Source organism: Enterococcus sp. DIV2379, assembly GCF_050542965.1.
In the GTDB taxonomy this organism is placed as follows: domain Bacteria; phylum Bacillota; class Bacilli; order Lactobacillales; family Enterococcaceae; genus Enterococcus_D; species Enterococcus_D entomosocium.
Genome location: NZ_CP172938.1, coordinates 3,389,221 through 3,413,846, shown reverse-complemented (window position 1 = coordinate 3,413,846; position 24,626 = coordinate 3,389,221). Strand labels below are relative to the sequence as shown.

Annotated in this window: 17 protein-coding genes; 15 read left to right on the top strand and 2 right to left on the bottom strand. The window is 37.5% G+C overall.

Going from position 1 to position 24,626, the window contains the following annotated elements:
- The first annotated feature begins 17 nt into the window (after positions 1 to 17).
- Entirely contained in the window at positions 18 to 1,727 is a 1,710-nt protein-coding gene (locus tag IGI92_RS15705) for a WxL domain-containing protein (protein ID WP_430607390.1), read from the top strand.
- A gap of 85 nt (positions 1,728 to 1,812) precedes the next feature.
- On the opposite strand, the gene IGI92_RS15700 is transcribed toward IGI92_RS15705, so the two are convergent.
- Positions 1,813 to 3,324 carry a helix-turn-helix domain-containing protein gene (locus IGI92_RS15700; protein ID WP_430607388.1) on the bottom strand — a complete coding sequence of 504 codons (1,512 nt, stop codon included), beginning with the start codon at positions 3,322 to 3,324 and terminating at the stop codon, positions 1,813 to 1,815.
- Between the two features lie 397 nt (positions 3,325 to 3,721).
- Here IGI92_RS15700 and IGI92_RS15695 point away from each other — a divergent pair, with 397 nt between their 5' ends.
- From IGI92_RS15695 to IGI92_RS15645, 11 genes are all read left to right on the top strand, one after another.
- Positions 3,722 to 4,630 (top strand): AraC family transcriptional regulator, encoded by a 909-nt coding sequence (locus IGI92_RS15695; RefSeq protein WP_430607386.1) that lies wholly within the window; start codon positions 3,722 to 3,724, stop codon positions 4,628 to 4,630.
- Between the two features lie 36 nt (positions 4,631 to 4,666).
- Positions 4,667 to 5,194 carry a GNAT family N-acetyltransferase gene (locus IGI92_RS15690; RefSeq protein ID WP_430607385.1) on the top strand — a complete coding sequence of 176 codons (528 nt, stop codon included), beginning with the start codon at positions 4,667 to 4,669 and terminating at the stop codon, positions 5,192 to 5,194.
- Positions 5,195 to 5,342: 148 nt separating this feature from the next.
- Positions 5,343 to 5,702, top strand: a complete 360-nt coding sequence (locus IGI92_RS15685; protein WP_430607383.1) for an ArsR/SmtB family transcription factor — start codon at positions 5,343 to 5,345, stop codon at positions 5,700 to 5,702.
- Positions 5,699 to 7,819 (top strand): heavy metal translocating P-type ATPase, encoded by a 2,121-nt coding sequence (locus IGI92_RS15680; RefSeq protein ID WP_430607381.1) that lies wholly within the window; start codon positions 5,699 to 5,701, stop codon positions 7,817 to 7,819. Before IGI92_RS15685 ends, IGI92_RS15680 begins: the two co-directional genes overlap by 4 nt.
- A 578-nt stretch (positions 7,820 to 8,397) precedes the next feature.
- Positions 8,398 to 9,978 carry a hypothetical protein gene (locus IGI92_RS15675; RefSeq protein ID WP_430607380.1) on the top strand — a complete coding sequence of 527 codons (1,581 nt, stop codon included), beginning with the start codon at positions 8,398 to 8,400 and terminating at the stop codon, positions 9,976 to 9,978.
- 269 nt (positions 9,979 to 10,247) lie between these two features.
- The gene (locus tag IGI92_RS15670; RefSeq protein ID WP_429947878.1) at positions 10,248 to 11,099 is read left to right on the top strand and encodes a helix-turn-helix domain-containing protein; all 852 of its coding nucleotides are present in this window, start codon (positions 10,248 to 10,250) and stop codon (positions 11,097 to 11,099) included.
- A 556-nt stretch (positions 11,100 to 11,655) separates the two neighbouring features.
- Positions 11,656 to 12,270 carry a hypothetical protein gene (locus IGI92_RS15665; protein ID WP_430607379.1) on the top strand — a complete coding sequence of 205 codons (615 nt, stop codon included), beginning with the start codon at positions 11,656 to 11,658 and terminating at the stop codon, positions 12,268 to 12,270.
- Between the two features lie 1,319 nt (positions 12,271 to 13,589).
- Positions 13,590 to 14,618 (top strand): DUF916 and DUF3324 domain-containing protein, encoded by a 1,029-nt coding sequence (locus IGI92_RS15660; protein WP_400451158.1) that lies wholly within the window; start codon positions 13,590 to 13,592, stop codon positions 14,616 to 14,618.
- A gap of 137 nt (positions 14,619 to 14,755) precedes the next feature.
- Positions 14,756 to 15,502, top strand: coding sequence for a WxL domain-containing protein (locus IGI92_RS15655; protein ID WP_008381643.1), 747 nt, complete (start codon positions 14,756 to 14,758; stop codon positions 15,500 to 15,502).
- Positions 15,503 to 15,554: 52 nt separating this feature from the next.
- Positions 15,555 to 17,927, top strand: coding sequence for a WxL domain-containing protein (locus IGI92_RS15650; RefSeq protein WP_430607377.1), 2,373 nt, complete (start codon positions 15,555 to 15,557; stop codon positions 17,925 to 17,927).
- Positions 17,924 to 18,217, top strand: coding sequence for an LPXTG cell wall anchor domain-containing protein (locus IGI92_RS15645; RefSeq protein WP_016612618.1), 294 nt, complete (start codon positions 17,924 to 17,926; stop codon positions 18,215 to 18,217). Before IGI92_RS15650 ends, IGI92_RS15645 begins: the two co-directional genes overlap by 4 nt.
- 292 nt (positions 18,218 to 18,509) lie before the next feature.
- Here IGI92_RS15645 and IGI92_RS15640 read toward each other — a convergent pair whose 3' ends face one another.
- The gene (locus IGI92_RS15640) at positions 18,510 to 19,226 is read right to left on the bottom strand and encodes a MerR family transcriptional regulator (protein WP_430608511.1); all 717 of its coding nucleotides are present in this window, start codon (positions 19,224 to 19,226) and stop codon (positions 18,510 to 18,512) included.
- Between the two features lie 761 nt (positions 19,227 to 19,987).
- Between IGI92_RS15640 and IGI92_RS15635 the strand changes: the two genes are divergently transcribed.
- From IGI92_RS15635 to IGI92_RS15625, 3 genes are all read left to right on the top strand, one after another.
- Positions 19,988 to 20,341 carry a DUF7006 family protein gene (locus IGI92_RS15635; RefSeq protein ID WP_430607375.1) on the top strand — a complete coding sequence of 118 codons (354 nt, stop codon included), beginning with the start codon at positions 19,988 to 19,990 and terminating at the stop codon, positions 20,339 to 20,341.
- Positions 20,342 to 20,450: 109 nt separating this feature from the next.
- Positions 20,451 to 20,615, top strand: coding sequence for an N-acetylmuramoyl-L-alanine amidase (locus IGI92_RS15630; RefSeq protein WP_258185921.1), 165 nt, complete (start codon positions 20,451 to 20,453; stop codon positions 20,613 to 20,615).
- A gap of 234 nt (positions 20,616 to 20,849) precedes the next feature.
- Positions 20,850 to 24,143 carry a MucBP domain-containing protein gene (locus tag IGI92_RS15625; RefSeq protein WP_430607373.1) on the top strand — a complete coding sequence of 1,098 codons (3,294 nt, stop codon included), beginning with the start codon at positions 20,850 to 20,852 and terminating at the stop codon, positions 24,141 to 24,143.
- The last annotated feature ends 483 nt before the right edge of the window (positions 24,144 to 24,626 follow it).

Here is a 24,626-nt window from a genome sequence, read left to right as displayed (position 1 = left end):
AAAGGGTGGAGATAATGATGAAGAAAGTTTGTTTGATCGTCCTCGGTGGAATCATTGTTTTTGCGTTTCTTCTTTGCATACCAATTGTTGAAGCTCAAGGTACTATATTGGATGGAGAAGCACCTGAAAAAAGGTTGAGTGAGTCTTCGCTATCCGATGATTCTCAAGTGCTGGCAGATCCTGTTATTGATGAGAGCCAAGAATCGGAGAATACTCTATCCCAAGAAGAGAAGAAATCGGAATTGGAGAATGAAATACAAAAAGATGATTCCGTGGAAGAAGAATTTGTTTCTCAGGATACAGGAATCTGGGGGGACGTTTCTTGGGAATGGGATGAAGAAATGGCTACCTTAACATTGCAGGGCGGCAATGCTGGAACGGTTGCGACAGCTCCATGGAAAATATACCCTGCTGTACAAAAAATCATTGTTGAAGACAAGGTGATTTTACAAAGCAATGCTGCAAATCTCTTTTCCAATTTAACGAGTCTGACGTACGTAGATGCATTGTCTTTTGACACGAGCCAGGTAACTACGATGGATTTCCTGTTCGCAAATTGTACGTCTTTATCCGTCCTAAATTTGAACGGTTGGGATACAAGGAATGTACGTACTGTGAACAGGACTTTTCATAATATGACTGAATTAGTGGAATTGGATCTTTCAAGTTGGAATACGACGAATCTTGCTAGTGTGACTACGAACTCTTGGTTTATCTTTGAAGCGAGAAACTTAAGAACTATACACTTGGGAGAAAATACGACTTTTTTACATATGGGATCCAGCAGTCCGCGTTTTCCTAGTGAAGTGCCTTCAAATGAATATACAGGAAACTGGGTGCATACAAAAGATCAGTTGGGGAATCAGGTGGAGGAAAGAGTAGTGGCGCCTCGAAGCTCCTTATTGTCTGCCTTTTATGATGGATCACAGCCGGGAACCTATGTCTTAGAAAAATGGCAAACGATTACAATCAACCCCATCGATCAAAAAGGCAATTTTCTGACTGAAAAACAAACGATCCGAGGGGGTTATTTAGAAGATTATTCGATCATTCCTCCGTCTGTGTTAGGTTGGCATTTTGATTATTCGGATTGGCCACTTCAAGGAAGATTTACAGGAGAAACAACGGAAGTGAATCTTTTCTATCGCTTGAATGAGACATCCATCTTGGATCCAATCAATCCAGAGGTAGAAATAACCCCAGAGTTAATGCCAGAGCTTCCAAAAGAAACACAAAGGTTTCGTATTGATTTCGTCCCAACCATTCTATTCGGCACACAAAAAATAACGATTCATGAACAAGAATATTATGCAGGTGCGCTAAAAATCAATGGATCGAATGAGGAGCGACCAAATTTTGTTCAGGTAAGTAATTTTGATCGAACGATCACTTCTTGGACACTATCTGTTCGACAAGAGTCCCAATTCCAGACAAGCGAGGGCGATCTTTTATTAGGGGCCTCTTTGAGCTTTAAAAATGCAGAATTAATCAGTATTCACGATCAAAAGGTCCCAACCGATTATCCAACCCAAGTTGAACTCGTTCCTGAAGAAACGAGTTTACTTTTTAAAACAATAGTTGAGGAAGATACTGGCACCTGGATCTATCGTTTCGGCGATTCAAAAACGATGTCTGAAAGCATAAAACTGACTGTTCCAGGAAGTACGATGCCCAATTCTAAAGAATACAATACAACGATCATTTGGACGGTCAATGCAATTCCCTAAGAAACAAATAAGCTGTCGAGGATAAATAAAATAAGGATCCTGCCAGTATGGGTAGGATCCTTATTTTATTACTATTGGAAAGGCGCTAGCCTTTGAGATCAGTTAGAGGGTTCAAGGAGAAGTCTTTTAAAATTTGAGGGTTGATTCGTTCAAGCAGATGATTCCAATCGTCGATCGTCGGAATGGATTGGAACAAAATATACTCCATGTCTTTTTCTAAGTAGGATACATAGTCTGCGTAGTTGGTCACGAAAATATCAATCTGGTTCTGGTGAAAAAAGTGGTTGTCCATTTGCTCGATCGTTGGGAAAAATATCTGATGGTACCCTCGAAAGTAGCGAAGGGTTTTTGCTTTCACACTGCGGCAGACAAAGGAGGAGCCCTCCAGCAGGAAAGCGATACGTTTGGGATTTTGAACATAGCTATCACGAATTGCTTCAATCGTTAAGAGAAGACTCGCAGTAATATCCTCGATGTATGTATCTTCTACTTTTAAATCCCTCAGATTGGCTTCTAGAAAAGAGTGAATACGCGTATAACAATCTGGATATGAGTGACGAGCAAATGCATTTACTTCAGTAATATTTTTATTCATGATCGGTGTGAGTTGATCAAGATATTTTACCGAAGTGAAAAATGATTCAATGAATGTTGTCGTGGGAAAACGAGGATCGGCTAAGATCGGATCATAATACGCTACGAACTTTCTTGCTAGTTCAGTTATAGTTGACCAATGATTAAACTGTTGGCAAAAGAGTTCTTCCTTAGCTGGAGCGTCGATCGTTCTCTTACAAATGGCATACAGATACAAACAAAGAAGCTCGCTATCAGGTATGACAAAGCCATAACGCTTTTGGATTTTAGGCTTAAGTGATAAAAGAAACTGGTAAGTGTCGTCTTTTTCCCAATCCATGCCTTCAATATTAGGGACGGGCATATACTTTCTCTGAGAACTTCGGTAAATCATGATATAGAATTGATAATAGAAATCCGTAGGCAAAATATCTGTTCCCATAGATGGCTGATAACGATTTTCTTCTAAATAATGCATGAGTTCATTGACTTCTACAGACGGTTTTAGGGTGAAGGGGGAAATTTCGTCGGCTTCATAATAAAAATCTTTGAGAAACTTTCGAATATTTCCTTCTTCCCCAATCAGATCGACTGGATTTATTGAAAATTGTAGCTGGTACGGTTCCAGTGCTTCAGATACGCGCAGAAGATGTCTGCGCATGGAGCTTTCAGAAAGAAAAAAGTGGTCGGCCCATTCTTCATAAGAAAGCAGTTTTCCGCTCAGTATGCTCTCTATCACAACGAAAAGCGGTTCTTGAGAAATGAGTTCTCGCTTAGCTTCTGCATAGCCAGTTGGATCAAGTAATTGAAACTGATAACCCGTATGGGTACTCTCTATCTCTAAACACCCGTCAAAATGTAGGCGTATATTCTTGATATCGACCAAAAGTGTTCGCTCATTTATTTCAGTTGCGTCTGACAGATCTCGTAATAAATAATCCGATTTTCCTTCAAATACGGACAAAATTTTAAGGAAGCGGATGGTTCGTTTGTCCAATATAAAATTCAAGTGTAAAGCTCTCATAGTTCTTCTCCTTGGTAAGTGTCTAGCGATAGTTTCTATTTATTCAAATGGTAACACAATTAATGAAAAACATTTACATTCAGCTTCTGAAATGGGGAAGAAAGATACAGTAGCGCTAGTTCTAACGGTTTAATAGGAATTTTTGAAACTTACGATTTTAAATTGCAAGAGCTGATGCAATTCACATGTTTGTTTTTATGGAGCTAAGAGAGGTTCGCACTCTGAAAGTTTTGAATGGTCTTCAACGATTTAGAGGAAAGAGTGTCGTCTCTAATAGAAAGTTTTTAGAGCAGGCGTACAAGATTTAGTGATTCCTTTTAAAAAGATTCAAAATGAGCACCCTATAACCAGCGAAATGCTTTAGAGGTTGCTAAAATGTTTAAAAAGGAGGGAGAAGATGCATGCATGGGAAGCGATCGATCAATCATTAAACTACATTGACGCGCATATTTCAGAGGAATTGAACACAAAGCAGTTAGCAGAACAGGTGTATCTTTCACCCTTTTACTTTCAAAGATTATTTAAGCGCTTGGTTCTTAAGTCGGTACAGGAGTATATTAAGTTGCGACGATTAGCAATTGCCGTTGATTTACTTAAGAACACAGACTGGAAAATCATAGAAATCGCTAACCATTTAGGCGTTTCGGATCATTCAAATTTCACTCGCATGTTCAAGGAGACCTATCACTTGACTCCTGAAGATTACCGAGAAAAAAGGCCGCGAATGAATCTGATCCGACAGCCGTATCTTGCCTTAAGCTATCTTTTGGTTGATGAGAAGGTGCCACTGATCGTAAACGGAATCGTCTTGGAGATTGAAAAAAGACAACTCACGGAAGAACGGTATGTGGGAATCGAGGGGATGGTCTCAGTCGATCAGCAACTTCCTATCGGGCAACAAACCGGCATTGATCAACCAGGTGAGCTTTGGCAGAGATTTTATCAAGAAAAACCGCTACTTAAGGGAATTGTGGATGAGGCAGTGGAAGCTGGTATTTCTTTTGCAACAAGTCATTCTCAAACGCATTTCGGGTATTTTGTCGGCGGAAAAGAATTAGACCGGACAGTAGTCCCGCCGACAAGTAGGGTCATAAAACGTGTTCCTTCTGGCTATTATCTGGTGTGCAAAATCGAGGCGGAGACGAAAGAAATGCTAGTAACGAATGCTTTGAATGAAGCATATAGGTATTTGTTTGATGTCTGGCTTCCAAAACATGAAATAAAGGTGGAGGCTTTTTCAGTCGAAAGATACCAGGAAACAGCATCCATCCCTACAATGGAATTGTGCTTAAAAATAGAAAACTAGCAAGTGTGGACAATAAGAAAGGATCGGGAGGAAACGATGAATACATATACTAGTGAGCGGTTGATCTATCGGCCCTATGAGAAGAAAGATCTGGAGGCATTAATCAAGTTGTGCAATGAGAAAACCTATCGCAGATGGTTTTATTTCCTGCCAAGACTGAATGAAAAAAGAGCAAAAGCACAAATCGAGAAAAATAGAGACCTATGGCAGAATACAATTGATATGACAAAAGCTCAATATGCTTTTGCGATAGAAGAAAAGTGCTCAGGCGATCTAATAGGGTCTGTGGAAGTTTCCAAATACCATGGTAAAAAAAGGTTGAAGCATTTTGAAGTCGGCTATTACATTGGCGAAGCCTATCAAAAGAAGGGCTACGCCACAGAAGCAGTGAATCACGTCATAAAATGGGTGGAACCATATCTAAAAGAAAAGCAAGAAGAGTTGCGCGTTTTTGGAAAAGTTGAGCATAAAAATATGGCTTCTTTAAGAGTGTTAGAAAAAGCCGGTTTTAAACTGGTGCGAAAAACAATATTGTGTCGAATTTATGAAAGATGGATAGAATGATCTGGTTTTTCTTCTGGAAACGGATCTGTAAAATGGAAAAACTCCAAAAAAGATTGCTTTGGTCCTTTACTAGCCGCTATTTGAATTAATCATTCACTCGTGTTAAGGTATATTCAAATGTAGATTTGAATGTTTAAGGAGCGTCTATATGGATAACGAAGTTTGTGAAATGACATGTATACATGAAGATAAAGTATTGCGAGGAAAAACGAAGTTACAAAACGAAGACATCTTGAAGGTGAAAAACTTCTTCAAAATAATAGCAGAAGAGAATCGCCTAAAAATTCTTTATGCCTTGAGTTATGAGGATGAATTGTGTGTCTGCGACATTGCGGCAATCATCGAAGCAACAGTGGCAACGACGTCACATCATTTATTATCCTTGAAAAGAAAAGGACTCATTGTCAGTCGGAAAAAAGGGAAGTTCGTTTTTTATTCTATTAAAAATGAAAAAGTTGTTCAGCTCCTAAATGCTAAGCTATCTTTAGAAGATGGGGTTTTGATATGAGTGAAAATAAACAACAGGTTTATCGAGTGGAAGGTTTGAGTTGTACAAATTGTGCAGCTAAATTCGAAAAAAACGTTTCTCAACTGCCAAATGTGAAAACTGCTAAAGTAAACTTTGGGGCTAGTAAACTCTCTATTGAAGGTGAAGCGACGATTGCAGAAATTGAAGCAGCAGGTGCTTTCGAAAACTTAAGGATCAAATCCGAACATGATCCAGTCTCTCAAGTGGCAGTAAAAACGCCTTTTGTGAACAGAAATTGGTATTTATTGCTCTCACTTTTTTTGATCATTCTGGCATTCATTGCTCAAATAATCAATGGAGAAGAGGCGCTTTTAACGGAAGGATTATTTGTATCTGCGATTATTATCGGCGGTTTTCGTTTGTTTAAAGAAGGAGTTTCGGATCTTTTAAAACTGAATTTTACAATGGAAACACTTATGACGATTGCGATCATTGGTGCCGCCCTTATTGGTGAATGGACGGAAGGTTCGATTGTGGTCATCTTATTCGCAATCAGCGAAGCGTTAGAACGCTTCTCATTGGATAAAGCCCGACAATCGATACGAGACTTGATGGATATTGCTCCGAAAGAAGCATTGATTAGAAGAAATAACATTGAGCACTGGATTGATGTTTCAAAAATCGAAGTGGGCGATACTATGATCATTAAACCTGGTCAAAAAATTGCTATGGATGGTCGCGTGATCAAAGGATATTCCTCAGTAAATCAAGCGGCCATTACCGGTGAATCTGTCTCTATTGAAAAGAACATTGGTGATGAAATTTTTGCAGGAACTGTCAACGAAGAAGGTGCGCTAGAAGTCAGAGTGACAAAACAGGTAAATGATACGACGATTGCAAAGATTATTCACTTGGTTGAAGAGGCCCAAGGTGAGCGTGCACCTGCTCAAGCATTCGTCGATAAGTTTGCGAAGTTCTATACCCCAGCTATCATGATAATCGCTGCACTGACCGTCATTATTCCACCTTTGTTTTTTCAGGGAGCTTGGTATACATGGGTGTATCAAGGGCTCTCTTTATTAGTTGTAGGTTGCCCGTGTTCCTTAGTTATCTCGACCCCTGTATCGATTGTTTCAGCGATTGGTAACTCTGCCAAAAATGGTGTTTTAGTTAAAGGCGGTATCTATCTTGAAGAAATTGGCGGACTGAAAGCGATCGCCTTTGATAAAACTGGAACATTGACGGAAGGAACGCCTGTCGTAACAGATTTCATTTCAGTTGATCCAACGAATGAAGAAAAATATTTTTCGATCATTGCGGCAATAGAATCCTACTCTCAACACCCCCTCGCATCTGCTATCGTAAAAGAAGCTGACAAACGAACACGGCCATCTCGATCAGTCGTTGTTGACGGATTTACTTCACTTACGGGAAAAGGGATACAGGGAAATGTTGCAGGCAGCACCTATTTTGTGGGAAGTCCAAAGCTTTTTGAAGCTAAGGTCATCGCTGACTCGAAGATGATTGAACCGTATCAAACACTTCAGCAGCAAGGAAAAACAGCGATGCTTTTAGGAACAGAGCACCAAATTTTGGCAGTCGTTGCAGTAGCGGATGAGGTCAGAGCAACAAGTAAATCAGTCATTAAAAAACTACATGATTTAGGAATCGAACATACGATAATGTTGACGGGAGACAATGCTACAACAGCTCAGTCCATTGGAAAACAAACTGGCCTAACTGAAATAAAAGGTGATTTGATGCCCCAAGACAAATTAGATTATATAAAGGCACTCAAGCAAACTTATGGGAAAGTGGCTATGATTGGGGATGGGATGAATGATGCCCCAGCTTTAGCTGCCTCAACAGTTGGTATTGCCATGGGAAGCATTGGCACTGATGCAGCACTAGAAACAGCAGATGTTGCTTTAATGGGAGACGATTTACAAAAACTGCCGTTTATTATTAAACTGAGCAGAGAAACATTGAAGATCATTAAGCAAAACATCACGTTTTCACTAGGGATCAAACTACTAGCATTATTACTAGTCGTTCCTGGTTGGTTGACCTTATGGATTGCCATTCTAGCTGATATGGGAGCCACTTTGCTTGTCACTTTGAATGGATTGAGATTGATGAAAAGTAAGCCTAAGTGAAGGGGAACAAAAATCAGTTTGGTTTCGCTATGAAATTTTATCAGGTACCAAACGATCCATTCGTTTCGGTGAAAAGAAAAATAGCCCATTCTTAGCGGTCAAATTGTCGAAGGAAGTTAAATCGTCAGTAAGAAACGATAACGGATGGTCTAGTTGAATGAGGGTTCAGAAATGATGAATTTCTGGACGCTCTCTTTTTGTGTTCAGGCGGAGAAATAGTTTTTTAACTAGCAGCTTAGCAAGTGGAGGCCAGCATAATAGCTTATTTTACCAGTCTGAGATCATGCTTATAAGCTTTTTTTCTAGGTCCTAGACAGATTTTTTCCGTCAGTATGCTAACAAATTGAACGGTGGGGCCAACAAGTTTGGCTATCTACTTAAGATATAGTAAATATGCCCAAAATACTTAGTCTCAAATATAAGACCTAATGCAAATTTTATTTAAAGGAGACTATAATGAAAACTGCAAGATTAGTTTCAGAAAATTAGGAATGAATTTAAAAATGTTTTGGTTGTGTTTTTTATCACAATGATGCTCAGCTGAAACATTTATTTAGAAATTTATAGGAGAGTAAATAATGAAAAAGAGAGTTATAACTACTACTTTAGCTGCGGGATTTATTCTAGTGTTTGCAGCGGAAGCTCATGCGGATACAATCAATGGTCATCATGTTACACGTTTAAGTGAAAGCCGAGCAGTTGATGATAAGGGAGATAGATGGTCTAAGGACGGCAATGTCTGGTTCAATGATGAAACAAGAGAATACGGCAAGATCGTCTCCGATTCATTAGAATCAATACAAGGCTCATCATATTACCCTGAACTAAAGGAACCTGACTCAGACAAACCGAACGAATTAGTTCAAATACAAGTGCAAGATGAAGGAACATCGGTACACCAACAAATCTTAACAACAGCAGGTACCACAGAATCTAAATCAAACCAAACAAATGAATCAACAGTAGAAAGTCAAACGGGAATGACTGTTGGAGCAACTGTAGAACAACCAACAACAACAGATCCGACCTTAGGAACGACAACGATTAAAAAAGGAGCCGTACCAACCACAACAGAAGCAACACAGCTCGAAGAAGATACAAGAATGGCTGGTACCACAAAGACAAGATCAAACCAAACAAATGAATCAACAATAGAAAGTCAAACGGGAATGACCGTTGAAGCAACTGTAGAACAACCAACAACAACAGATCCGACATTAGGAACGACAACGATCACAAAAGAAGCTGTACCAAGCAAAACAGAAGCAACACAGCTCGAAGAAGATACAAGAATGGCTGGTACCACAGAGACAAGATCAAACCAAACAAATGAATCAACAACAGAAAGTCAAACGGGAATGACCGTTGAAGCAACTGTAGAACAACCAACAACAACAGATCCGACATTAGGAACGACAACGATCACAAAAGAAGCTGTACCAAGCAAAACAGAAGCAACACAGCTCGAAGAAGATACAAGAATGGCTGGTACCACAGAGACAAGATCAAACCAAACAAATGAATCAACAACAGAAAGTCAAACGGGAATGACCGTTGAAGCAACTGTAGAACAACCAACAACAACAGATCCGACATTAGGAACGACAACAATCACAAAAGAAGCTGTACCAACCAAAACAGAAGCAACACAGCTCGAAGAAGATACAAGAATGGCTGGTACCACAGAGACAAGATCAAACCAAACAAATGAATCAACAATAGAAAGTCAAACGGGAATGACCGTTGAAGCAACTGTAGAACAACCAACAACAACAGATCCGACATTAGGAACGACAACAATCACAAAAGAAGCTGTACCAACCAAAACAGAAGCAACAAAGTCCGAAGAAGATACAAGGATAGCCGAAACTAGTGGAAAAGGATCGAACCGAACAAATGGATCAACATCAAAAGAAAAGACAAAAACGGATGTTGTAGCGAAACCTGTTAGGTTTTTAAGTTCAGCTAAAAAAAGCGTTCCCATGAGAGCTATCAAAAAAGACACTGCTTTTTCTAATATTTTATCTAAAAACAACGGTCATACTTTCCCAAAGACTGGTGAAAGTACGCTATTTTCCAATATTTTACAAGCTGTAGGTTTTTTAGTTATAAGTGTTCTAGGTGTAGTTAGCATAAGAGTGAAGAAAACAAAGAACTAATCAATTTAATTAATTGATTTGGATAATAATTTTCTCCAAACGTCATCTGCCGGGTACGCAGAAACTGTATAGAAATCAAAATAGGCAAAGACTGAAGCTATTGTGATCAGTCTTTGTCTAGATTCTCAGTGAAAGCATAATCTTTAGGTGCCATAGAACATCAAAAATAGAAAAGGAGAATAATTTATGAAATGGTTTTTTATGATATGCACTTTAGTATTACTCAGTTTTATTTAGAAATGTATCACGTTTTTAGAGAGGGATAATGCATGTTTGGAGAAACGATCAGAGAAATACGGCTAAAAAAAGGATTTAGTCAAAAAGAAGTCTATAGAAATATTATCTCAAAATCATATGCGATTGAATTTGAAAAAGGAAAACATAATATATCTTCTGATGTCCTTATTAAGATATTAGAAAACTTGTCTATGGATATTAGCGAGTTCTTGTTTATTGCCAATGGCTATAAATTAAATGAACAAAATCATTACACTTATAATTACGCCAACCTATCTAATAAGCAAGACATAAAAGGATTAGCGTTACTTTTAAAAGAACTAGAAAGAAAATCAGGACAAATAAATGCGATCAGAGTGGCTGAGGTACGCTCGAGAATAAGAATTTTACAGCATTTAGAAGTTTATGGAGTATACAATACCGCTGTCGTTTTAGAAGAAGATAAGCAACTGATTTTGTCTTATTTAATGGGGATTGAAAGCTGGACGCTTCAAGAGATACATTTATTTGCCAATACACTAGATTTTTTAGATCACGAATTTATATTTATCTTTTTTAAAAGAGTTTCTAAACTGCTGGAGTATTACATTCAATTTGAGAAAGGCAGAGAAGTATATTGTGGTCTCCTGATTAATATTATTGAATATACATTTATAAAAAAGCAGTATGAGTTTGCAGAAGTTTTACTTACCCAATTGGGATTGTTATCCACCAGTTTCCAAGACTTTTTTTCGAGAACGCTGTACAAATTTTTTGAAGGATTACTGATTATGAGGACAGTCAATGAGGAGCAGGGAAGAACAATGGCAACAAGAATGCTAGACATCATGATTGAACTAGATCAAGCACCTTTATCAAAAATGTTCTCGTTATTGTTGGAGTAACATGCTGATTCCAGTGTATTAAATCTATGTTGAAGTTAGAAGCTACTAAATATAATTTTTAAGACAGCGCCATGCAAGGTGACTCATAGATAGGCGCTTTGTGTAAATATAGTTCAAAAAGTATAGGGGATTACAGAAGCAAAGGTTCAAAAAACTAAAACGTTTTTGAACTCTTTTTTTTATTGCTTATTTTCATAGGTTTATAAAAGGAAAGTGGAATTCAGCAAATCTGGAAAGTCCGAAATACCAGACCAAAATGATTCGAACAAACGAGGTTTGATAAACTATACATTGTGCTTAATGTCACAATAGTGTTCCGGCAGAACTGGTTTTCTGATGATTTACTTTGTAATCAAATCTAGGACATTGACATTGGCCATTTTTCAATTATGGATGGGATGGAGTCGATTTGTAACTGAGTTTATTTTCGTTGCTTTTCAACAAAGGGTAATGAGAGAGTGAGTAGCGACTATCATCGTCTAAGTTAGCAAACAATATAAAAAAACTATCGAAAGATAGAAGTATAAATAATTAAAATGAGAGAGGGAAGAAGTGTATGAGAGAAAGAAGGAAACAAACAAGGATCGGAAGGTATATTGAAGAGCATAAGAAAGGGTGTGTCCTAGCTCTTGCTGCACTGGGAATGATCTTTTCATTTAGTGTGGGCGCCTATGCAGCGATTGCAACGACGTTTCATTTTTTGGGGACAAAAGACGATTCCATAAGAATTGCACAAGTTTTAAGCGCTTTGGGGATAGAGATTAAAGGTCAAAAAGCCCAAATAGCACAACTAGTCCAAGAAAAAGCGGAAGCTGAAGCAGCAAAAGCAAAAGCGGAAAGTGATTTACAAGCGGCCAATGAAACAATCGAAAACGTGCAAGCCCAAAATAGTGAAGCTTCTGCTGCTGTAAGTGGTGCGAACGCCAATGTTAATAAGGTAGCGCAATATGCAAAAGATTTAGAATCTGCAAATACGAAGCTAAAGGATTATGCGAACGCAGTTGCTGCGGATGCCGGTTTAAGCGATAGCTCCATAGGCGTCGATAATACCAATGATGCGTTGAGTCAAGTGGACAGTGAACTGCAAGCCGCAATTAGTAAAGCTAATGACAGCAATGGAAGTAAGGAAAAAGCGCAACAAGCTGTCGATGAAGCAAACAAAGCAAAATAGCATAGAATCTCTAAGATAGATTCGGTTTTCCCTGCAATAGTCGTGCTGCTTGAATAATTTTTTGAGTGTATAATAGAAAAACGAGTGAACATACGCTTATATTTTAGGAGCAATGTTTCCTTTCGCTGGGACTATTTTTAAAGAAAAGTATCTAGAAAATGAATACTCTCTAGATACTTTTTTTATGCACTTAAGTAGGAAGATCGCTTTTTATGGTAGATTCAATCAAAATTGTTAAGGAAATTCTCTTGTATCAATAATCATTTTTTACAAAATTAAAGAATTTACACCTTAGAGATTTTGGCAGTTCAAGGCTACTCGTTTATTTTCTGAACGAGTAGCTTATTTTTGTATCTATAGAATCGGATACAACTCATTGTTCACTTAAAAATCAGATTTGTGAGTATTAGAACAGCTCATCAAAAGTGAACAGAAACTTAAAAGGTTTTGATCCTTTTTAGTTACTTATTTCATAACTCCTTAAGTAATTCAATAACTAGATCAAAAAGGTATTATTTCAGAGAACAGTAGAGTATACTCCATGGATTTTTTGCCGAATGAAATATACAAATCATTATTGGCAGCTAAATATGTTGCGCAAAAATAAATTTCGGATAATGGAATGTGCATTATGTAACTATTAAAAGAGTGTTCAGAAAATGACTAGTTTCTGGACCCTCTTTTTTTATGACAATTGAAGCACGTAGCTTTCGTTTTGTGTCTATTGATATACAAAATATTGTTCATTTAAAAAGAAAGTTTATAGAAATAGAGACACTTTAATTGTTGCGGAAATAACATATGTAACAATACGTAACTACCGTTGCGTATTTTGTATTGTTTTTTGAACAAAATTCAACAAACGTAATGAAAGATGGGATTATCATTCAACCTATCGGTAAATCAAAAAGATCCTCTAGAAAAAAGTGGCGAGCGCTCGGATTATTTTTGACGGATTGCTAGAAGTTGATATTGAAAGCAATCAGAAAGTACATTGTACGTGTTAAGAGAGAAGGATTCTATAGAGCTGAGTTTATTAAATCAATTGTTCAATATATTTCAAGTGGGAAAGGAAATAATAAGACTGTTGATTATTATAAATGCTGATTTATAAAAATTAAGAAAAATCATTTTAATTTATTTTCCTGAAAACGCCTAATAAATCAGCATTTACAAGTCTGTTTTTGAATTTTTTTTATTTTGTAGTTTTTTTTTGAAAAAAAGGCATTGACCTTAAACCTGGTTTAACCCGTATATTAATTTGTGAATTAAATATTTAATAATGAACTATCTCACTTTTATGAAATGAGGAAATTATATTGAAAACAAAGAAAGAACGAAAGAAACACGCAATCCGATGGATTCTATTTACGGTAATCCTAAGTCTTGGTTTTTTTTATCAAACAGGCTATGCAGATGAGGTGAATAATTTTTCGATTCAAACGTTAGATGAGGATGGAAATGTAAATGCGCAAGGCTATTACCATTTCGACGGTCTGCCGGGAGAAAAACGTGAAGTTTCTATTAGGATTTATAATGCGTCTGATGTAGCAATTACGGTAAAAGCTGCGGTGAATCCCGCTTCCACCAATGAAAATGGTATACCTGGTTATTTGGCAGAAGACACGTACGATGATTCATTAACGCATCGAATGGATCAATTGGTCAAGATTGACGAAGCAAAACGTACGATTCCAGCGTTAGGTTTTGTCACCATGAAAGTAGTAGTTTTATTCCCAGAAGAAGACTGGGCGGGAGACATTCTCGGAGGGATTCGGTTTACGGAAGAAGTTAAAAATATAAGCGAACAAACAGTAGTTCATGAAGTTGCGTACACCGTTGGTATTTTGTTAAACAAAAAAGACGGGGAAACAGTTGAAAATGACTTGCATTTACAAGACATTACAACAGGACAAAGAAATTATCGAAACTTTATTGAAGCTAACATTCAAAATAGTGCAGCATCGATTGTTCGCAATATGAGTGTTGAATCTACTGTGACTGAAAAAGGGGGGAAAGCAGCGATTTATACGTACGATGTCTACGATCTTCGCATGGCGCCCAATTCTAATTTTAATTTTGGTATACCAACGGGGGAACGACCCATAAAGGCTGGGGACTATGTTCTTAAAATGAGGGTAAAAGCAGATGGGAAGGAGTATCATTTTGAAGAAAATTTCACGATTGCCGCGTCAGAAGCCCGCCAGTTAAACCAAAGTGCAGTGAATATTGATGAGAGGACGCCTTATCTATCTTATCTGATTTTAGGGGGAATTGGACTTCTTATTCTCCTGATTATTGGCAGATGGATTAGAATTAATGGGAGAAAGAAGGCTGAATCGCTCTAAAAAAATGCTGGTTTATAGTGTTCATCCAGCTGAAACCGGAAGGGGAAAAATACTAAATCAATTGAGAATAAAGGAGAATAAGAAAGCAACACGTACGAACAAAACAAAGAAAAAATAAAAAAATTGGAGGATGAACAATGAAGAAAACAACAATCACAATAGCAGCAGCACTTTTAGCGGGAAGTATGGGACTAGGTACATTAATTAGTCAGGCAGCAGAAGTAGAGTATGAGGATGCGACGAACGCAAGGACAGAGGGAACGGTGATTATTTTAGAAAATGATTCATCTAATCCGGTGATTCCAGATCCAGAAAATCCAGGAGAAGAAGTAGATCCTGAAGTACCAGTTAACCCCCACCCAGGCCGACTAAGAATCAATTATGTTTCAAACTTTGATTTTGGTAAGATTCCGAATATTTCAAGTGAAATCGTTCAAGAGGCACGATTGGACCATGTATTTTCTGGTACATCAGAAGAAGGACGGGTACCATTTGTCGCAACAGAAGATCGTCGTGGGAGTGATCGATTAGGCTGGGAGCTGCAAGTTTCACAGCCTAAACAATTGAGTGATGCAAGCGGACATGAGCTGCAAGGAGCAACGATCACCTTGAGTGGTCTGCGTTATGTGAATCCCACATCAGCTACGCCCATTGCGAATCAAAACGAGATTGTATTAGGAGAAGCCGCACAAACTTTGGCAACCGCCAATGCTTCACAGGGTGCCGGTGCATGGACACTAGCTCTGGGGAATGCGAATGCAGAAGGACAGACTGATGGCGTTGTCTTACGTATTCCAGCCAATACCACAAAAAATGATACGGCTTACTCAACTGCACTAGTTTGGGAGTTGGTCGCGGATCCAACAAACGCATCTGGAGAATAAGGGGATGTCCCCTATTCTCCAGTACAGAAACCAAAGAGAAAGGGATAGTCCAATGAAAAAAGTCTTACTTGTTTTTGTGTTGAGCCTAGTTCTATCAACTCATTTTTTATTTCCCGCGATCGTTGTGGCCACTGTGATCGAAGAGTCTACGAGTGAATCTGATTACGAAGAAGAGATCCAAGAAACTAGTAATAATCAGGAGCAGCAGGGAGAAGAATCGGAGACAGAATCAGATGGATCCTCTGATCAAACAAGTGCAAAAAATCTGGAAGAGTCATCAATTGAAGATACTGTCGAGGGAGTTATTGAAGATCAATTGCAAAGAAATCAAAGATTAACTAGCATTGTCACCAGCACAATAAGTGATTGGCACATAGATGAACCAATTCTAATCGCTACTATTAATATGGAACTTACGACTGCGTTTAACGGAGTGAATCCCGGAGCGTACAATGTGGCACGTGTTTATGGAATCAGTAATCAGTTTTCAAGATTTAGTGTTCGAGCGGTTGATGCGCATGGAAATGATATCAGTGCTGCCTTTTTTACGGACATTAGGTCTGATTATGTAGATTTTCGAACGAGAGCAGATAGTTCTCCAGGAAATGGTTGGATTACTCTTGAAATTTTTGGTTTTGTTAATAAACATGCGCCTGTAGATATTATCTTTGACGGTTTAGGAGGATATTTCGATTTTGGGGAACTTACTTTCGGAATATTTGTCGTAAATATGCGTGGCGATACGGTTAGAAGAGAACCGGATGTGACATCCAGTACACGTTTAATGGCCTTGGGGGGAATACTCAATGTAACTCATATTGATGAGTCTGGAAAGGAGATAGGTGATGCTGAGTCAAATCTTGGGATGCCAGGGGCGGAATATACAACAGAGGCTTTAAATTTGGACGAATTTTATCTTCTAGAAATCAGAGGTGAAGCTTCTGGAAACTATATTTTAGGAAGAGTCATCGAAGTGACCTATGTTTATGCGAAGAGTGCATTGACAGCAGAAGTTGTGCCTCAAACAATTGATTTAGGTGGTCGATTGACGGAAAGTCAGCTTACCCAGGCCATAACCAATGTTTCGCTTAATGGAGGCTTGTTATCGAGTGATGAGTATACCCTTAATATAAATAAATCTCCAGATACGAGTATTGTCGGAACAACAACCAGTGCTTCTGTAGTATTAAACCACAACAGAACTAGTCAACAATTAATACTCGAGATACCAATTACAGTTACTTTCGGAAACGCAATAAGATTCAGTGGGTTTAATGACTATAGTGCTGGGATCTACACTTGGCATTCCGACATTGGAATTATCACTGCTCGAAGAGGAACGACAAGCACGACAGGAAATGTACACAACAATTTTTCTGGTATTTATTATAACTTTAGCATACATGATTTAGGTGATAACACGCGGCGTGTCATAGGCACTGATACGTTGACCTATTCGTATGATGTAAGAGGAACTCAAACGATTGCTTCAGCTGTTTCTGACTTTGGGAACGGTTTTGGGGAGACAAATGCTAAAGTTGGCGATATTGTCGAAGTCTATCATCGTGAACCTACACGACTCAGAAAATATGACGCCCCCCATTCTGAATCTGAAAGAGTAAATAGCTTGAATAATCGTGCATATTTTGAATTGACAAGTAATGGATACAGCCTATTGACATTTGATCGAGCACACCCAAATCCTACCACTATTCAGTTAGGAATGTCTGAAAAAGAATTGGAGGCAAACATATCAAAATATTTAGATCTTTCTGACACCAGTCATGTCTCGGTTAGCGGTTTTCAAGAATATCCCGATACATCCAAAATCGGACAAGTAGTCGGAATTATTCGTGTTGAAGAACGTTTGAGTACTGGGAAATTTATTCTACGTGATTATGAAGTGCCTTTTACGGTTGAACCAGGTCGGTTGGAGCTGGCTAATGTAACGAATGGAAATTTTAATTTTGGAATCATTGAGCAATCAAGCCGCCATCAAGAGGTAGCGGCCAAGGGTGAACACGCACCAACCATTACGATTGATGATTACAGCAATACTACGCAATGGTCCATTTTTGTTTCTGCTAGTCCATTTGTGAATTCAGAAAAGCAAGTGTTGACTGGGGCAACGATGATACTCAAAGATTTAAGTGTCCAAGAAACGGTCCATACGGGGTTAACGGTTCCGTCAAAAGACATTGTATTGAGCCACACTCCGAAGTTAGTTGGGGCAATGAGCAATCCCAATGAATTATATGAAGGAGAACACGGTACAACAGAGATTCAAATTGGGGAAGTAATGAATGGATCTTTGACAGGCGTTCAATTGAGATTGCCGGCGAATACGCCAGTGGATGATGGGACGTATCGCTCAGTGATCACTTGGGAACTAGTGGGTGATCCTACGTTGGGAGGAAGCGAATGAAGAAAATACTAATCGTACTCTTTTTCAGTATAATTTCTCTTTATATGAATTATTCAAATTCTTTGCCAAGCGTAGAAGCATCTACTTATGAGAATCAAGCGGGGGTACAATTTTATCAGAGAGAAGAGACAGTAAGTTCTGAACAAAATGAATTAGATAGTCAACCATCAGAAATAGATATTCAGAAGAGTCTGCCACAAACAGGAGGAGTAATTTCTTCAATGAGCTTTTTGGGAGGCAGCGTAATCTTAATAGTTTGGTTAATAAAAAAGAAAGAAAAGACAAGTTGATTTTTTTCGGTACTATATGTTTTGGTGTTTAACAATATGAAAAAATATAATAGAAACATATAGTACCTTAATATCTTAATAATAAGCAATTAAAGTAACGTAGTAGTTTTAACATCATTTTATAAAGGAATATCTTGATAATCGAGAAATAATAGATTGCAAAAGTGTAGTGTTTAGGAAATCATTCCTACGATAAATAATACTACATACATGATGAAACTTTGGGAATGATTACTTAGAAAATGTTCATTTTAATCCCTCTGCTTTGATTGTTTTCATAGATAATGATCAGTTACAGAAGCCAAAAAAAGTAGTAGTCAATAGGCCGATTATTTTCTAAACCTCCGACGATGTACTGTGCGACTACACTGGAGTAATCGGCAGAATCTTGTATATCATCCAATAACTGATTCAAGTTATTTTCACTATAGTCGTATCTATCAACAGTTAACGCCCCACCAAAGAATATTTCACTTGATTCCGCAAGGAGATCTTTAGGAATAGTGTTATTGGGAATGTCTATAATGCCAATTTCTTCTGTTATGGTATCAAAATGATCTCCAGTAAATAATAATAAAAAATTTGTTGGATTATTTAATAAAGAAGAAATGTGTTCTTTTTTGTAAAGATCAAGAGGTTCAAATTTCGAAAAAGGAAACTCTAGATTTAGGTTTTTCTCTCCGTTTAAACAATGATTGATATGAGCAATATCCTTTATTCTTGTATTAAGTACTTTTGATACAGCATTTAATTGTTTGATCCAGTTGTCAACGGTAATAAGAGTATTGTTTAATATTTGGTTTCTTTGATCCAAATCACCATTTAAATGAAGGGTTAGATCGGTAATGGGAATTTCTAAGTTTCTAAAAAAAGTAATATCAACTAACTGTAATATAGAATGAGCATCAAAATATCTGTAGTTATTCTCTTCGTCTCTACTCAACGAAATTAGTTGTTTTTTTTCCCAAAACCGTATAGTTGAAGGTTCAATATTGAATAGATTAGCAATTTCCGTTATCGTTCTTTTTTTATTTGAGATAACAATTCCTCCTCTTTTTTGTAACTTATAGAGATATATAAGTAGTAGAACACATCATCTTCGACTTTGAAATTTGATTAAAGTAATCTTAACTTTCTAAAATACTATAAACAAATAGACCATATTCTTCAACTCTATTTAAAAGAATAGTAATGCATTATTTTAATTCTATCAACTAATCAGTCAGGACATTATGAAAGTAAAAACGCAATTCTTCTATTTTGTATAAATCACCAACTGTTGATTTTGAAGGTTTAAAAAATCAACAAATTCGTATTTTGAAATAAAGCGAAGGGTAGTATTAATGAGGTATAGATTCAAGGGAAATTAATAAGCTGTAGTAGGAAATGAATAAAGAAACTCATTTTCTATAAAAAAAGCATTGTCATTGAATTGAGCTTTCTTACCTAAGGATAAATAAAAATTTACAAATACTTAAAGGTTCTTCCAATCCACTTAGATTATAGATCTTATAGTACTTGGCATTTGGATAACGAGTGAAATATCAATTATTTATTAAGAGGACGATTGCTTTTTAAAAACTAGACCTCAAACCAACTTTAATGTGTATAGTTCAGCGCAACAAACAACTTGCGTTTTTCTTTTAATTTTCAAATAGGTCATTGTTCACCTGTAAAGGAAGCATCTTCTTTCAGAGGCTTTCATCTAGGGAAAAACAATAAATGAAACCGGCTTATAGTATTGATTTCATTTTGGAAAGGACGAAAATTATGATCGAAATCAGTAATCTATCTGAATATATCAAAGAATTTCAATTTGAAGAAAAGCAGTTAAAAGCACATCCGTTGATAAAAAATTATATTGAAAATCAAGTTCAAAAATTAAAAGAATTGATAGAAGAATTAACGTCCGCGAATTTTTGGATTGATATTCCAATAATTATGGGAATAGATTCTAAGTTAGTATTATTACGAGAACTCATTATCACTATTGAAGATTTTGATTTTCCAGACGAAGAAGTGTTAAAAATAGTAGAACAAGATTATCCATACTACAATAAAGAATTATGTGGATATAAATTGAATGATGTAACTAGCCATTCACTAATTTTTAAAATAAAGTGATCTGGAAAAAGAATCAAGGAAAAGTAGTCTTTTATAATATATTTTGAAGTCAGGGATGGAATCCTATGAAGACGTAATAAAATTTCTAACCGAACGATAGAGGACAGACGTGAAAAATTGCGAGAAGCTAAACGTGCTTATTGAATCCTATGCACTTACCAACTATGACACGGGAAAAGCAGAATTGGTCAAAGGTAATGCAGAAATGATCTATCTTATCATGAATCTGGGCATCTCTTCGACGTTTGGTCCACGTCGGGAAGACTTTCACTAACTATCATTTAACAAAGATAGAAACTTTCATTCTTTAAATTTTGTTCTGGGGTTGTTAAAAAACAAAGAGGAACTATTATTACATAATACCAAGTATCTTATAAAAATAATGATTATTTTTGGTTGAAGGAACTCTGTCCTTGCTTGAAAAGTATTTACTATAGAATACATTATTACTACAATAGATAAGATATAAAAATAGGTGGTTAAAAAAATACCACGATGGAGTTGGCAGATGAAAAAGAAAATTTTTTCCTACATATCTTTGGCAAGTTTAATAGTACCTTCTTTTTTTGTTCCCATTGTGAATGTTCGATCAGATGAGCAACAAGAAAGTGTAGCACAAGCAACTAATGAAGAATCTGAAAATATGAGTAATTCGATTACAACGCTGGATTCTTCAACAACGCAAAGTGAATCTTCTGATACTTCGACAGAAGATAATAATGAATCCACGGAAGAAACAACAACGCAAAGCTCTTCTAACAACGCAAAATATTCTGGCGAAGATCAGGGGAATAGCCAAGTTGAAAATGAGACGACAAGTCAAAGTTCTGCAAATCCATCTGAGGTCGCAGTAAATAATGATCAAGAAGATTTTGCAGCTTGGCTTCCGGATCCAGCACTACAATCCGTAGTTGCTAAATCTTTAGGTATAGATGTGTCCGAAATCACGAAGGAACAGATGAGCAAACTTCAGACTCTCTATATCTACGCTGCAGATTCCGCTATTGCTGATTTGACAGGCTTGGAATATGCAACAAATCTATCATCATTTTATATGAGCGGCCAAAATCAGGTTACTGACTTTTCCGTTCTCACTTCGTTAAATAACTTAGTTTATGTATATTTGATGGGTGCTAATGTAACGGATGATAATGTACCAAACTTTGGTGCCAATTTAACTAGATTAAATCTTAGTTCCGCAAATGTAACCGATGCTGTATTTTCAAAAATAGTTAATATGAAAGGACTAGAGTCGCTAAGTTTCGAGTCCAATATGAATATTACGACAATTGCACCTCTGGTTGCATTACCAAATCTAACAGAATTAAGAATACAGTTCTGTGGCGTGACAGATTTTACTGTGATAAATGAGTTTCCCAAATTATCAAACTTAGCTGCTTATGGCCAAAACACAGGAAGAAATGATGCGATTACTTCATTATCTGCAAAAGAGTTAAATTACGATCCCGATAATCAATCATTTTTTGTTCCATTTTCCATTATGCCTAATCGTTTAACAAATTTTGATGGATATCAGCCTCCTTTTACAAAATCGAATAGTACTAGTCAGACGTACTTTGATTTGAATGGTGTACAGGTACCCTCCTCAAGATTAAGTATTACAGAAGATGGGATTACTGTATCTGGGGTTACTCAAAGTGAATTTGAAAGTATCGAAACAATGGAGTATAACGCACGACTGAATAATCCTGCCGGATCCTATGCTCAACCAGATGGATATAGTTTTTACGCCATTTCTTCAGGAACCTATTTGCACCAATTTTCGATCAATCATCAAGAAGCCGCTGCAGATGTTACGGTGAGTTATATTGATACTGAAGGGAATGAATTGAAGCCTTCTCAAAAAATTAGCGGTAATATTGGTGAATCTTTTGATGCAACAACGCCAGAGTATAAGTTAGAAATAGACGGGTATACTATAAAAGAAGTTCAAGGTAATCCGACGGGAACCTTCAGTGATACAGCGCAAGAAGTGGTGTACGTATATGAACGCAGCGATGCAGCACCCGTCACAGTGAAATATCAAGATTCCGAAGGGAATCAGTTGGCAGACCCAACGGTATTAAGCGGAAAAGTAGGGTTACCATATACAAGCGAAGCCAAAGAGATCCCAGGATGGTATGTAGTAGAAACCCCAGATAATGCTTCCGGCACCTTCAGTGATACAGGGCAAGAAGTCGTGTACGTATATGAACGCAGCGATGCAGCACCCGTCACAGTGAAATATCAAGATTCCGAAGGGAATCAGTTGGCAGATCCAACGGTATTAAGCGGAAAAGTAGGGTTACCATACACAAGTGAAGCCAAAGAGATCCCTGGTTGGTACGTGGTAGAAACCCCAGATAATGCTTCCGGCACCTTTAGTGATACAGGGCAAGAAGTCGTGTACGTATATGAACGCAGCGATGCAGCACCCGTCACAGTGAAATATCAAGATTCCGAAGGGAATCAGTTGGCAGATCCAACGGTATTAAGCGGAAAAGTAGGGTTACCATACACAAGTGAAGCCAAAGAGATCCCAGGGTGGTATGTAGTAGAAACCCCAGATAATGCTTCCGGCACCTTCAGTGATACAGGGCAAGAAGTCGTGTACGTGTACGAACGCAGCGATGCAGCACCCGTCACAGTGAAGTATCAAGATTCCGAAGGAAATCAGTTGGCAGACCCAACGGTATTAAGCGAAAAAGTAGGGTTACCATATACAAGCGAAGCCAAAGAAATCCCAGGGTGGTATGTAGTAGAAACCCCAGATAATGCTTCCGGCACCTTCAGTGATACAGCGCAAGAAGTGGTGTACGTATATGAACGCAGCGATGCAGCACCAGTCACAGTGAAATATCAAGATTCCGAAGGGAATCAGTTGGCAGACCCAACGGTATTAAGCGGAAAAGTAGGGTTACCATACACAAGTGAAGCCAAAGAAATCCCAGGGTGGTATGTAGTAGAAACCCCAGATAATGCTTCAGGTACTTTCAGTGACGCAGCTGAAGAAGTGGTGTACGTATATGAACGCAGCGATGCAGCACCAGTCACAGTGAAATATCAAGATTCCGAAGGGAATCAGTTGGCAGATCCAACGGTATTAAGCGGAAAAGTAGGGTTACCATATACAAGCGAAGCCAAAGAGATTCCAGGGTGGTATGTAGTAGAAACCCCAGATAATGCTTCCGGCACCTTCAGTGATACAGGGCAAGAAGTCGTGTACGTATATGAACGCAGCGATGCAGCACCAGTCACAGTGAAATATCAAGATTCCGAAGGGAATCAGTTGGCAGACCCAACGGTATTAAGCGGAAAAGTAGGGTTACCATATACAAGCGAAGCCAAAGAGATCCATGGTTGGTACGTGGTAGAAACCCCAGATAATGCTTCCGGCACCTTCAGTGATACAGGGCAAGAAGTGGTGTACGTGTACGAACGCAGCGATGCAGCACCAGTCACGGTGAAATATCAAGATTCCGAAGGGAATCAGTTGGCAGACCCAACGGTATTAAGCGGAAAAGTAGGGTTACCATATACAAGCGAAGCCAAAGAGATCCCAGGGTGGTATGTAGTAGAAACCCCAGATAATGCTTCAGGCACCTTCAGTGATACAGGACAAGAAGTGGTGTACGTATATAACACTAAAGCGCATAATCCTAAGAACAATGGTAATTCAAATAATCATTTACCAAAAACTGGACAACAGATTAAAGGACAACTGATTTTAAGTAGTGTCGGAGCTTTGTTAGTCACACTCGTATTTGTAGCAATTAAAAAACGTAAAAGAAGTAATCGATAAGAGGAAGAAAGAGTGTTCAGAAAATGATCGTTTCTGGACACTCTTTTTGAATCAAATTTCTAATAATACTATTCGATATTGTGTATAGAAACCTACAATGAAATCTATGTCTAGATAAAATAGGAGTCGCTAAATATAAGAATAATTCATTTAAGGAATTGCAAACTTTAAAGTTCTTGATTCATTAATGTTTCACCTGTTTTTCATTTTTGATTAGGCTCTTTTTATTATGTTCATTTAAGCTAACGGTATAATTTTTTTGGAGGCTGATTTTTCATTGATAATTAAAATTTATTTATTGTGAATGATTATAAAAAGTTCTGAAAATACTAAAATAATAAAGGGAGTTTGTCAAATAATATAGAGAAGATAGCTCATTAATCAATCTGAAAAACACCTCTAGGCTAGAGATATAGCTTAGAGGTATTTTTATGACTAATTATGGTAAGATTATTAAATAAAAGTTGTCTTCATTTCAAATCG